Origin of the sequence: Dawidia cretensis (genome assembly GCF_018598175.1) — a bacterium.
In the GTDB taxonomy this organism is placed as follows: domain Bacteria; phylum Bacteroidota; class Bacteroidia; order Cytophagales; family Cyclobacteriaceae; genus Ohtaekwangia; species Ohtaekwangia cretensis.
On the sequence record NZ_JAHESE010000005.1, the window covers coordinates 140,081 to 152,307 of the forward strand.

Here is a 12,227-nt window from a genome sequence, read left to right on the forward strand (position 1 = left end):
TGCCTGGCTTCGGCACAGATTTTTTTTAAAATAGACATATGCAAACAATCTACGATAGACCCGAAAATACCACATGTGCGCCGATCGGATCGCCGGTGCAGGAAACTTCCCTGGTTGCCTCTGTAGTAGTGCCCACGTATCGACGCCCCGAGCTTCTACGCCGCTGCCTGCAAGCGTTGCTGGCGCAGCAACTCAGTCACGGCTCATTCGAGATCATTGTCGTGAGCGACGGTCCTGACGCCGACACCGAATCGGTCTTGCTGGACATTATTCCTATCGCTTCCATTCCGATCCGGTATATATCGCTGCCACGACACCAGGGCCCTGCAGCTGCCCGCAATGCCGGCTGGCGTCACGCAAGCAGCGACCTGATCGCGTTCACCGACGACGATTGTATTCCCGAGGCTACCTGGCTGAATACATTCTGCGAGGCGGCGCAGCGCTGCGGCGCGCAACACGCTGCGTTTTCGGGGCAGACCATTGTGCCGATCGCAGCGGTGCCAACCGATTATGAAAAAAATATCGCACACCTCGGTCATGCCGAGTTTATTACGGCCAATTGTGCCTGCACGCGTCATGCATTGCTGACGGCAGGCGGCTTCGATGAACGTTTCCGCATGGCCTGGCGGGAAGACAGTGACCTACAATTTAACTTTATGGAGCGGGGTATACCGCTGTTGCCGGTCAATGAGGCCCGCGTCATACACCCGGTTCGTGCTCGGCCGTGGGGCATTAGCTTGCGGGAAGAAAAGAAAGGCATGTTTAACGCTTTACTGTATAAAAAATATCCGAAGCTATACCGCGAGCGTATTGAGCAGAAGCCACAATGGAATTATTATGCGATGATATTGCTGGTCATTCTTGCTATCGCCGGTACGATTGCGAAGGTACCGCTGCTGGCCGCTACAGGCATCGGCGGGTGGCTGGCGCTGACGGCGGCGTTTGTTGTCAAACGCCTGAAAGGAACGACTCTTACGCCGTCGCACGTTGCCGAGATGGTGGTTACGTCGATGTTCATTCCGTTCTTGTCGGTGGGTTACCGCTTTTACGGTGCATGGAGATACAAGGCGTTGCCGGTATAATTATACGAGTGTCAATGTTCGCCCGGTCACCAACTCGGGCATGGCCGGTATTTCTTTTAACAGCAGAACGGAACACACGGCCTGGACAATGTCTTCTGGATGTACTTCCGTTGCTTCGGCAAAACAGGTTTCCTGCAGGTGTCGCAATACCTCATTTTTACTTCGCAGGCCAGGCGGAACTGGGTAGGGCAACACATAGCCACGTCCCTTCCAGGGTACATGTTGTGGGTTTGTGAGGGCATACAATACGACCAGCGGTGTATGGAAGGCGGCTGCGATGTGGGCTGTCGCTGTATTCACAGTAACGACCAGGCGGGCCTGGCGCAGCAACGCCATAAAACCTTCCAGCGGAAGCATGCCCGCCAGCGATACCGTGGCATGGGGAAGCGCTTCTACCAATTCGTTTGCGATCGGAATTTCGCGTTCCGTTCCGGTCACAACGAACTGGATGCCATAATGCGTATGAAGTATACGGCACGCATCTTTCCAGTGGGCGAGCGGATATTCACGTTTCACTTCGCTCACGCCGGGATGTACGACGATCCAGGGTTTGTCGGGGCGAATGCCCAGGGAACGAATTTTTTCATATACATGCTGCCAGACCGATTCGGCGGGAGACCGCAACAACACATCGTCGTGGGCTGTTTCCACACCGATGTGCTGTACCAGGTCGAGGTCGCGCTGTACCTGGTGGCGGATGAAGGAATACGGTTCGGCGTCCGGCACCCAATGTGACAATAAGGAATAGGGGTTCTCCCGGCAGTACGCGAGCGTACGCGCGATACCCGCTTCATAAAGCATCATCGCGGTGGGCAGCGGATTTTGACTGAACGTAGTAAAGATCACGGCGGCATCAAAATGCCTGCTTCGAATTTGTTGTATCAGCGTAGCCATCGCTTCGCGTCCGGTCGGACCGTCGTTTTTGACCCAGGGGACATCGAATGTCAATACATCGTCGATGGCCGTGATAAAGTCGGCCATGCCACGTGCTTGCGAAGATGTCAGCAAGGTGATGCGGCAGGCGTACGTTTTTTTTAACGCGGCCAGTGCCGGGGCGGACATGATCAGGTCGCCCATGTTGTCGAGCCGTACACACAAGACGTTACGACAGTTCTCCCAACGAGTCATAGTAATTTTAATTTACAGGTAGCGCACGTGTCGATCCGTGGATCTTTTCAATAATGGCCGTGGTAGATCGATTTGGCGTGAGCGGAAGAAAGATGATTTTGCTGCCGGCTGTAATCAACGCTTCTGCTTCCGGCAGCTCTTTGCCGGCATAATCTTCGCCTTTGACAAACACGTCGGGACATGCCAGGCCAATCAACGTTGCCGGGGTGTCGTCTCCATCATCGCCAAAGGCAACGAGGTGATCTACGGCATGCAATCCGGCGAGTACATGAATCCGGTCTCCTAAGCCATTCACCGGGCGACTTTTTCCTTTCAGCCGCCGTATACTATCATCTGTATTAACACCCACGATCAGCACATCGCCCAGCGCACGGGCGGCTTCCAGGTATGCCACGTGGCCGCTGTGCAAAATGTCGAAGCAGCCGTTGGTGAATACTACCTGTTTGCCCGCGGCACGGTAGTGGTCGCACAGTGCGGCAAGCGCCGGCTGCGAGCCGATGTATTTCTGGTGACCGTTCATATACTGCAAAAGCTCATGGCAGGTGCAGGCGCCGGTATTTTCTTTATCCACCGCTACCGTTGCTGCCGATGTGGCCAGCGTGGCGCATGCCGCAGGCGTTGCGCCGGCCAGTGCAGACAAGAGAAAAGCACCGACGTAGGTATCGCCGGCACCGGCGACGAAGGGTGTTGTTACCGTGGGCGCTTTTTCGTAGTGCACAGGCTTGCCTGCTTGCAGCACGACGGAGCCCGCTTTATCCAATGTGACGGCGATCAGTGCCGCCTGGGTAGCGTCGTACAAGCTCGCCCCCATGCGCTGTACGTGCTCGTGCCGGTCGTCGGGCTGGTATCGCTCCTGTGTCAACGCAAGCGCTTCTTCATAGTTGGGTTTCACCAAGTCGGGATGCAACGCGCGGAAGAATGCAAGTCGCTTACTGTCTACGGCTATATAGGGACAATGATTTCGAAGGCTCAACAGCGTTTCCAGTACGCGGGGTGTACAAACGCCCTTGTCATAGTCCGAGACGATCACGGCATCGAACTTGCGGATGTTACGGGATAAATAGCGGATCAACGTCCACTCCGTCACGGCATCGATCGGTGTTTCCGTTCCGCTGTCAAATCGGGTTATTGTATGACGGTCGCATACAACCCGCGTCTTGATAATGGTGTGGCGCTGGGAAGTTTGCAGTACCCCGTCTGTGGCAATGCCGAGGTCTTGCAGCAGTGTTCGCGCGTGCCGGCCGTCGTCGTCTTCACCGACTACCGTGCACAAGGTCACGGCAGCGCCCAGCATGGCCAGATTGCAGGCTGTATTGCCGGCGCCACCGGGATACGTTGCTTTCCGGGCAATGTCAACGATCGGCACCGGTGCTTCCGGCGAAAGCCGGCGGGAGGTGCCATGAAGATAAACATCCAATATAAAATCCCCGATGACAAGCACCTTGCGTGTGGAGTAGGTATTGATAATGGAGGCGTAGGTATCGTGGGTCAACATGCGTATACATGATTAAGAATGAGTGATACAGCATCGGGTAGGGTATCCGTCGTGCGGGTAGGCAGCCGGTATGGTCCCGGTATCCATTCCGTTTCGTTGCCGTTGTCCAATAGTATTGTCCGGCAGCCTGCCTTGTTGCCGGCCTCGACGTCGTGCAGGATGTCGCCAATCATCCAGGAGTCTCCCAGGACAATATCGTATTCCAGTGCTGCTTGCAGGATCAGGCCTGGTTCCGGTTTACGGCAAGTGCAGCGGCAATTATAGGGTACCACGGAGCCTTGCGGATGATGCGGGCAAAAGAAAAAGGCGTCGATGGATACTCCGTGCTCCTGCAAGATCTGTTGAATCTTTTCTGCTATGCCTCTCAATGCGTCGAATGTAAAATATCCATGGGCAACACCTGCCTGGTTGGAGATGACAAACAGGCGATAGCCGTGATCTTTTAACATGCGCAACCCTTCGCCCGCACCTGGAGAGAGGGTGATGCGGGCGGGGTCGGCATTGTACGGAATGTCGGGGATCAGCGTTCCGTCTTTGTCCAGAAATACGGCTCTTTGTTTCATAAGGTATCAGACAAAACCGCTGCGGGCACAGACTCGCGTTTGCGACGTGCAAAGAGATGTGTTTCGATCAGTGTACACAGCGTATGCAGGATATGCAGATGCATTTCCTGAATGCGGGGTGTACTGTATGACGGCACCTGTATATTGACATGCGCATATTGCGCTGCTTCGCCGCCGTCTTTTCCCGTCAGGGTAATGCACGTCATATTTTTATGCAGGGCAGTTTTTAATGCTTCGGTAATGTTAGCGGACTGTCCGCTTGTCGTGAAACAAAACAGGATATCGCCTGCATGACCGATGGCTTCTACCTGGCGGGCAAATACCTGCTCATAGCCAAAATCGTTAGACCAGGCCGTTAGAATACTGCTGTCGGCTGTCAGGGCGATGGCGGGCAGTGCTTTTCGGGACGACAGCTCGAAGCGGCCTACAAGCTCTGCGGCCAGGTGCTGACTCTCGGCTGCACTGCCACCATTACCGCAGATCAGGACCTTCTTGTTTTGTCGAAATGCTTCGGTAATCATCTCGGCGGCTTCGAGTATCGGGCCACTGAGCACTTGCTTACTTTGCATAAAAACTTCACGTGCCTGATCGAATGCGTGTTCAACAAGATCAAGCGCACGCTTATGCTGGAGCTCGCGGGGCTGATACGACTGTAGCACACGTTCATACAGCTTGCCTGCCAATGCCGCCACACGCGACCAGGTGAAGAATGTGTTCACGCGTAAAATGGCGTTCTTCTTCATCTCTTCGAGTAATGCAGGACTGCTCAACAGTGTTTCGAGTCGCGCCGCCAGGGCATCCGGATCTTGTGGCGGCACGAGGTAGCCGGTCTTTCCGTCGACAACACTATACTTGATACCCCCCACGTTAGCGCCAATTACGGGTGTGCCACAGGCCATAGCTTCCAGGGGTGTGATGCCGAAGGGCTCATACCAGGGTGTTGTAATAAAGACATCCGCTGCGGCGTAATAATATTTCAGCATGTCGCGGTTCTTGCGTCCGGCAAAGATGACGCGGTCAGACACTCCAGCTTCGGCGGCAATGCCTTGCAGTCGTGCAATTTCCGGGTTACACTCCGTGGTAATGTCGTCGCTTTCACCGCCTACAACGATCAGTCGCACCGTGGTGCTTGTGCTGTTCATGCGGCCCAGCGCGCGCACGACATTGTCGACGCCCTTGCGCGGAACCATGCGTCCCAGTTGAAGTATGATGTGGTCTTGTGCGGGAAGGTTCAGGACCATGCGCGCCAGCAACCGATCGAGCGGATAAAATTCGTTGGGGTTGAAACCGCAGGGTACTAACGTAATCTTGTCGCGCGATGCATCGTAATGCTGCATCAGATCGTCTACATCCTGCGGACACTCGGCTAGTACCTGATCCGCCTCTTGTACAATGAGACGCTCTACGTCGATACGCTCGGCCGGAAACTTGTCTTGTTCGCCCTGATGAATTTTTCGAATAGCGCCCAACGCGTGAAAGGTTATGACAAAAGGAACAGACAGCGTCTTTTTAACCTCCATCGCTACCCAACCGGACATCCAGAAGTTTGCATGGACGAGATCGTACGGCGTTTCTTCCTGAATCATAAAGCTGATCATGTTGCGCGCGAACTCGGGCATATAGGCAAACAGCCGTTCTTTTTCGACAAATTCTGTGGGACCAGCTTCTATGTGTATAACGCGGACGTCCGTTAGCCAGGAGATAACGTGTGGCAGGTTGGGATTATCCCAACGGGTGAAGATGTCCACGGCATAGCCGATGTCGGCCAGTTGACGGGCAAGCTCACCAACGTATACATTTTGTCCGCCGCTGTCCACACCGCCGAGGGTTGCGAGTGGCGATGCGTGTTCACTGATAAACGCTATTTTTCGTTTCATATCGGGGTCATTTTAGTTAAGACATTTGGTTGAATGGCGACGCTCTTGTGCAGATTGACAGCACACTATTAGCCAGCAGGTTCGGGTACGCTGGCGTCCGCTTGTTGTTCGACGGGTGTTCTTTCTCGCGCGGCCGCTTCGCTTACAATACGATGAAGCAGTTGGTCCCAGTCTCGGGCGAAGCGTTCAATGGAAAAACGTTCGTGGGCAATTTGTCTTCCTGCCAGGCCCATGCGGGCAGCCGCCTCCCGGTCGTTAAGCAATTCCTGCATGCGATCGACGAGGTAGTCAACGTCCGTATGAATCCAACCGGAATGGCCATTTGAAAAGACTGTTGCCATCTCTGTTGTGGCGAGACCTACTACCGGCAGGCCTATCATCATTGCCTCGAGCACGGCGAGGCCCAGGCTGGTATAACGAATCGGGTTAAAAAAGAATCGATATCGTTTCAGGAACTCGGGCAGCTCGGGATGAAGTACTTCGCCGAGTCCGCCCATGTTTTCTGTGCCCATGCCTACCAGGTCTATTGGCACATGTTTGCGTACGGCCTCGAAGATATCACTGCCCAGGCGTCGGCCTCGTTGTGAAAGATTATTGATCACCACAATGCCGCGTGAAAGCTCTCCCGTGTACGTTGTGGCGGGTGCAGGAATTCCGTGATCGATGACGACAGAAGGAACACCGTTGTTATCCCACATCAGATTGTTAAAATGGGTGACATGAACGATTGTCACTTCCGGGTCACGCACAAAGTGATGATTGAATACCGGATTTTCCTGGGGAGGGTTGTGCTCCAGATAGAGGCGAGGCAGCTTGCGTTGCTGCTCTGACAGAATTCGGTGTTGATCTTCCCGGTAGTTTTCCGGGGACTGAAATATAACACAGTCGAAGGAAGCGTTCCTCACTTCTTCTGCGGCAATCTCCTTCACATTCTCCCCAAATGGGAATGTCGTGCCAAGCCCGATGTAACGGTCGGAACGTCGTGCGTCGAATGGAATGTAGAGCTCGACGTTGCACCTGGAGAGGTAGTAAAGATAGCTGCCGTGGATGTGCCAGGTGAAAATTCGTATGCGTCTTTCTTGCGTCATAAAGGCAGAGGTTATTCGTTCTGCCGAGCGAAATAATATTGCCAACGTTCTTTGAGGCAAAGAAGCGTCTCTTTAATGGCAGCAATTGGACAATTGTTCAAGCAGCAAGATCAGTGTGGACGAATCTCTCCCCAGAAGTGATGGCGCATGCAAACAGAGTATACTTTTTGACGATCTGCCGATGACAACAACGTAGTGTATACTGTAACCATGGGTGGCATGATATTTTCGCCCGGTTTTTGCTTTTTTTTTGATTATATACATCCGGGCTATCCATGAAATCCCTGACTATAACTATATATGAAGCTGACTCCGAAAAAAAATTTAACCGCTGACGAAATAAAGACCGGCTTACGACTGATGATCGTGGAAGGCCTGGCGGCCGAAGCCATGGTGACGCTGACAGGCGGCGCTTTTCTGGTTTCGCTGGCATTGTTGATGGGCGCGACGAATACACAGATTGGCGTGTTGGCATCTTTACCAACATTCACCAATCTCTTCCAGTTATTATCTATTTGGCTCGTGCGGAAGTTTAACAACCGACGTGCGGTAGCAGTAGCGTGCGGGTTCTTTGCGCGTGTGCCATTAGTTATCGTTGGTATATTGCCATTTTTAGTTTCTGCGGACAACTTCGTGTCATCACTTATATTCCTGCTCTTCTTCTATTACCTTTTTGGGTCCGTTGCAGGCCCCAGTTGGAATGCATGGATTAAAGATATGGTGCCGTCGGATTCGTTAGGCAGCTACTTCTCTAGACGCGGTAGCTATACGCAAACGCTTAATGTTGTGTTAAGTGTCGCATTAGCCTTGTTGTTGGATTATGTGAAGCGTCAATATCCCGGATCAGAGGTCGAGACCTATGCGTATATGTTCATCGGGGCGGGGATCGTAGGATTACTAGGTACGCTGGTGCTGGCACAAGTGCAGGAACCGCAGTCGTATCTTAACAAGGAGAACATTCTTCGCATGATCCGGAAACCACTGCAGGATCGGAATTTCCGGAAGCTGCTGATCTTTAACTCTGCCTGGGTATTTGCCATTAATATTGCGACGCCGTTTTTTACCGTCTTCATGCTGAAGACACTGGGCATACCTTTGTCATATGTCATAGTTTTAACCGTCATCAGTCAGATTGCGAATATATTGACGATTCGCGCGTGGGGGAGATATTCCGATCGGTACAGTAATAAAACGATTATTGCTATTGGCGCGCCATTGTATATTGTTTGTCTCATTGCGTGGTGCTTTGTCGGCATCTACACGCGCGAGAGCGCCAACCTGGTGTTGCTTGCCGCAATCCACATTGTTACGGGCGTTGCGAACGCGGGTATCAATCTTTCGCTGACCAACATTGGTTTAAAGCTCTCACCCTCCGACGGTGCTATTGTGTACCTTACTACCCGCAATATTGTAACATCGGTATTTTCTTCCGTTGCTCCGGTGGTCGGTGGTGCGCTTGCGGACTATTTTACACAGCGGTCGCTGATTGTCATTGCGACCTGGAGCGGTCCCCATTTGAACAAACTCTTTCGTCTTGTTTTATTGCATGAATGGAATTTTTTGTTTCTCATCGCTGCATTCTTTGCGTTCATTGCCGTGGAGCTGTTGCTACAGGTAAAAGAAACAGGGGAGGTCGATAAAGACCAAGTGGTGCGTATTATGCGCAGTGACATTCGGAATAATTTGAAAGATCAATTTTTAATCGGCACAATGATCACCTTGCCTGGACAACTGTGGGCGGCCTTGAAAAAGCGGGTAAGACGTCGTCGGTCGCGGGCGCGTCATCACCCTTCGGTGTCAACGGCAAAATAGCGACCGTGTCCAGCCTCTTCGGCGGACATGGGTATAGTTTTTTCGCCCGTAACATAAAGATCACATACTATTAAACTTTACAGATTATGGCTAAAACAGGAAAAGACCGTGAGGGTAGCTATCATCCTCCGAAGGGACGCCCGTCCGGTGATGGACAAGGTGTCGCAAGTAACGAAATGATCGAAGATGTAGTACAATATGCAGAGAACGATGACAAGCTTCTCAGTAACGCCATTATCCGGCATCCAAACCGAAATGTAAACAAACGGGAGGTCCGTACGCAGAAGAACGATGTGCCACCTCCAAATTCTGGTGCACAACAGCCCCAACCCGGCGTACAGGCCGCCCGTATGGAGGAAGTGCAAATTCGGACGGGTGAAGACTTTAATACGCTGGCAAACCAGCAGTTCAAACATTGTGTTAGTGTTTTTATTCCCACGCACGCTTCTGGTGTAGAGGTGAACGAGCAGGTGGATACCATCGTGTTCAAGAATGCGCTACAGCGCGCTACGGCGGAACTGAAAGACCAAAACGTGGACATCGAAGAAATTCAGCGCATCTTGAAGCCGGCGCAACAACTCCTCAAAGAGGATCAGTTCTGGCGCAATCAGTCGCGGGGTCTGGCGGTCTTCCTGGCGGACGGCTTTGCGCAGTATTGCCGACTTCCCTTCACGCCGGGGCAGGATGTGCATGTGAATGCATCGTTTTACATGGCGCCCCTGACACCCTTAATCCTTTCTAAAGAGCGCTTTTACCTCGTGGTGCTTAGTAAAAAGAAGGTGCAGGTATTCAAAGCCGATGCCTTTGGTATGATGCCGATCGACATCCCCGAAATGCCTAATGGCATGGACGATGTTATCCATTTCGAGGAGAAGGATGACAAGAACCTGTTCCGCACAGGCAGTAGCGGCGCCGGTAAAGGCGCAAACTACCACGGTATGGGCGCCGGCGTTCCCGACGATAAACAGAATATCGCCATATACCTGGATGAGGTAGACGAGACGCTTTGGAAAGAAGTTCTGGGCCGGGAAAATTGTCCTGTGTTGCTGGCTGGGGTCGAGTACCTTACCTCAATTTTCCGACAAAAAACACAATACAACAATCTATGGCCGGAATCTTTGACCGGCAACTTCGAATACACGGATGCCAATGCGCTATATGCGATGGCACGTGAGGCTATGCAGCCTTATTTTAGAGAACGTGCGGAAAAGGCGTGCGAGGAATATGGCAACAAATCGGCTACGCAGTTGACCTCTTCAATAGCCGCGGACATTGTTCCGGCGGCCTACTATGGAAGAGTGTCGACGCTGCTCGTGCGGAAGGGAGATCAGCTGTGGGGTACTTTTAATGCACAGTCCAATGAGCTTGACTTGCACGACGCGCGACAGGAGGGAGACGAGTCGCTTTATGAAAAAGCGATTGTTAAAACCATTCAGAATGGTGGGGAAGTGCATGAGCTCGAACCCGCAGCCATGCCCGTGGATGCTTCGTTAGCGGCTATTATGCGGTATTAAACTGCGGCGACGATTAGTATATAGAATAATAAAAAGCCCCTGCGTATAGCGGGGGCTTTTTTATGGAGGAAATCAGACAATACCATTACTTGCTCTTTTCAACAGCGTCGCGTGTTGTTTTAGCTGACTCCAGGTGATGCTCGAGGGCAGCGACTTTGCCCGATGCCCAAGCTTTAATCTCAGGGTCGTTGCCATCTTCGGCTTCTTTCTTAAACGACTTTACAACCTCTTCGTGGTCGTCGACCATGCCTTTCATAAAAGCTTTGTCGAAGTCGGCACCTTTCTTTTCTGCCAGCTCATCATATTTCTTTTGGCATTTTTCGCTCAGTGCGCCCGGAAGGCTGATGTTCTTTTGGGCCGCCAGCGACTTCAATTCATCGTTCGCTTTGCTGTGATCGGTGACCATCATTTGGCCAAACTCTTTTACTTGTTGAGAGGCAGCGTTTGTTTGGGCCAGTTCACCAAGACGTACTTCCAGGAGGCCGGCATCGGCTGCGTTCATGGCAAACTCGGTGTCTTTTTCAATGTTGGAGTCTTCGTGTTTTGCTTCGTTTTGTTCTTCGGCAATTTCCTTGCTGTCGGTTTCTGTCTCAGCCTTACGGCCACAAGAAAACATCAGCGAGGTGGCAAGCAGAAACGTTGCGGCCAGATACATGTTCTTTTTCATAGCAGGTTGTTTTTTAATGTTATGTAAATGAATGAGAAGCAATAAAAATATTGTGCCTGCTGGAAGTGTGCGTGGCGCCTGCCTGTTCTATATACAACGGGCATCGTTTTTTATCTTTTGACGATAATAATCAAAATCATACGCCATGAAAAATACGACAAAACATACCGCCCCGATAAACCCGGTAGAAAAATCGAAAGTGGAGGCAGATCCTAAAGCGGCACCTGCGAACAAGCGCGATGAAGAGTTTGAACGGAAGAAAAGAACAGGTGTGATGATCGATCCTAAAACACAAAAGCCATAAGACCTCAGTCATTCTGTGCGATCGGCATCCGGCGTTTTCGTCCGGGTGTCGTTTCTGATCCCATGGCCCCCACCGGGTCAGACTGCATGACAATGGACAGGCTGTCGGCGCGACGCAAGTTCTTCCTTACCCGTGCGAGATATTTCACGGCGTAGTCGCGTATTTTAATATCGTTGCCTTCAACGATCTCGCGTTCAAACAGCGCGGCCGCTTCCTGGTGCATTTTTACCTGGTGATGAATATACGCTGTATCAAACTCGTATCCGCCCAGTTGGTTCAGGCGGTCCTTCGCGGCTTCAAAACTTTCTGCGTAGCCATCGGGCGGCACGACATCGACTTCATCGGCTACCGCTTCCAGGTCCGTTAAAGCATTTTCATACTCTGTTATCATGCTTTCCCCAAAATTCTGTATCTCAGCATACTCAGCACGTAGCATCGCCACGGAGCCAAGAAGGGCTGTGGCGCGACTGGTGTAGGTGCTTTCCTTTACAAAATGACGATCCATCGAGGTTACATTGCTGTCGTCGTCCATACATGCGCTGGCCAGCAATAGACCCATGAGCGCAACCGCAGGCAGATGTGTAGTTTTCATAATCCTGGTTATCTACTATTTATTCATAAAAAAGTATACCGTGGTTGCTTTCACTGGTATCGATGGTGGAACATGCAATAGGCAGCGCATTTCTCGGGTATAGTT

Annotated in this window: 11 protein-coding genes; 4 read left to right on the forward strand and 7 right to left on the reverse strand. The window is 51.9% G+C overall.

The genetic code is table 11. The features are described from left to right. Nucleotides 1-38 precede the first annotated feature (38 nt). Nucleotides 39-1,082: a glycosyltransferase family 2 protein gene (locus KK062_RS08010; protein ID WP_254083752.1), complete on the forward strand. Its 1,044-nt coding sequence runs from the start codon at nt 39-41 to the stop codon at nt 1,080-1,082. On the opposite strand, the gene KK062_RS08015 is transcribed toward KK062_RS08010, so the two are convergent. The 5 genes from KK062_RS08015 to KK062_RS08035 form a co-directional block, all read right to left on the reverse strand. Then, nucleotides 1,083-2,210: a glycosyltransferase family 9 protein gene (locus tag KK062_RS08015; protein ID WP_254083753.1), complete on the reverse strand. Its 1,128-nt coding sequence runs from the start codon at nt 2,208-2,210 to the stop codon at nt 1,083-1,085. 7 nt (nt 2,211-2,217) lie between these two features. Next, nucleotides 2,218-3,705, reverse strand: a complete 1,488-nt coding sequence (locus tag KK062_RS08020; RefSeq protein ID WP_254083754.1) for a PfkB family carbohydrate kinase — start codon at nt 3,703-3,705, stop codon at nt 2,218-2,220. After that, on the reverse strand, nt 3,699-4,268 hold the full coding sequence (locus KK062_RS08025; protein WP_254083755.1) for a D-glycero-alpha-D-manno-heptose-1,7-bisphosphate 7-phosphatase: 570 nt from the start codon (nt 4,266-4,268) through the stop codon (nt 3,699-3,701). Before KK062_RS08025 ends, KK062_RS08020 begins: the two co-directional genes overlap by 7 nt. Next, entirely contained in the window at nt 4,265-6,145 is a 1,881-nt protein-coding gene (locus tag KK062_RS08030; RefSeq protein ID WP_254083756.1) for a glycosyltransferase, read from the reverse strand. Before KK062_RS08030 ends, KK062_RS08025 begins: the two co-directional genes overlap by 4 nt. Nucleotides 6,146-6,213: 68 nt before the next feature. Further along, nucleotides 6,214-7,233 (reverse strand): glycosyltransferase, encoded by a 1,020-nt coding sequence (locus KK062_RS08035; RefSeq protein WP_254083757.1) that lies wholly within the window; start codon nt 7,231-7,233, stop codon nt 6,214-6,216. 300 nt (nt 7,234-7,533) lie between these two features. Between KK062_RS08035 and KK062_RS08040 the strand changes: the two genes are divergently transcribed. Beyond that, nucleotides 7,534-9,045, forward strand: coding sequence for an MFS transporter (locus KK062_RS08040; protein WP_254083758.1), 1,512 nt, complete (start codon nt 7,534-7,536; stop codon nt 9,043-9,045). 86 nt (nt 9,046-9,131) lie between these two features. Next, a complete protein-coding gene (locus tag KK062_RS08045; RefSeq protein WP_254083759.1) occupies nt 9,132-10,559 on the forward strand; it encodes a baeRF7 domain-containing protein in 1,428 nt (475 codons plus the stop codon). A gap of 85 nt (nt 10,560-10,644) precedes the next feature. Here KK062_RS08045 and KK062_RS08050 read toward each other — a convergent pair whose 3' ends face one another. Next, nucleotides 10,645-11,226 (reverse strand): DUF4142 domain-containing protein, encoded by a 582-nt coding sequence (locus KK062_RS08050; RefSeq protein ID WP_254083760.1) that lies wholly within the window; start codon nt 11,224-11,226, stop codon nt 10,645-10,647. Between the two features lie 145 nt (nt 11,227-11,371). Between KK062_RS08050 and KK062_RS08055 the strand changes: the two genes are divergently transcribed. After that, nucleotides 11,372-11,530, forward strand: coding sequence for a hypothetical protein (locus KK062_RS08055; protein WP_254083761.1), 159 nt, complete (start codon nt 11,372-11,374; stop codon nt 11,528-11,530). A 4-nt stretch (nt 11,531-11,534) separates the two neighbouring features. On the opposite strand, the gene KK062_RS08060 is transcribed toward KK062_RS08055, so the two are convergent. Further along, the gene (locus KK062_RS08060; protein WP_254083762.1) at nt 11,535-12,122 is read right to left on the reverse strand and encodes a DUF4142 domain-containing protein; all 588 of its coding nucleotides are present in this window, start codon (nt 12,120-12,122) and stop codon (nt 11,535-11,537) included. Nucleotides 12,123-12,227 lie beyond the last annotated feature (105 nt).

Bases quoted from the DNA above. Each gene is read 5' to 3' on its own strand.
- KK062_RS08010 (WP_254083752.1), top strand. From the start codon at position 39: ATGCAAACAATCTACGATAGACCCGAAAATACCACATGTGCGCCGATC.
- KK062_RS08015 (WP_254083753.1), bottom strand. From the start codon at position 2,210: ATGACTCGTTGGGAGAACTGTCGTAACGTCTTGTGTGTACGGCTCGAC.
- KK062_RS08020 (WP_254083754.1), bottom strand. From the start codon at position 3,705: ATGTTGACCCACGATACCTACGCCTCCATTATCAATACCTACTCCACA.
- KK062_RS08025 (WP_254083755.1), bottom strand. From the start codon at position 4,268: ATGAAACAAAGAGCCGTATTTCTGGACAAAGACGGAACGCTGATCCCC.
- KK062_RS08030 (WP_254083756.1), bottom strand. From the start codon at position 6,145: ATGAAACGAAAAATAGCGTTTATCAGTGAACACGCATCGCCACTCGCA.
- KK062_RS08035 (WP_254083757.1), bottom strand. From the start codon at position 7,233: ATGACGCAAGAAAGACGCATACGAATTTTCACCTGGCACATCCACGGC.
- KK062_RS08040 (WP_254083758.1), top strand. From the start codon at position 7,534: ATGAAGCTGACTCCGAAAAAAAATTTAACCGCTGACGAAATAAAGACC.
- KK062_RS08045 (WP_254083759.1), top strand. From the start codon at position 9,132: ATGGCTAAAACAGGAAAAGACCGTGAGGGTAGCTATCATCCTCCGAAG.
- KK062_RS08050 (WP_254083760.1), bottom strand. From the start codon at position 11,226: ATGAAAAAGAACATGTATCTGGCCGCAACGTTTCTGCTTGCCACCTCG.
- KK062_RS08055 (WP_254083761.1), top strand. From the start codon at position 11,372: ATGAAAAATACGACAAAACATACCGCCCCGATAAACCCGGTAGAAAAA.
- KK062_RS08060 (WP_254083762.1), bottom strand. From the start codon at position 12,122: ATGAAAACTACACATCTGCCTGCGGTTGCGCTCATGGGTCTATTGCTG.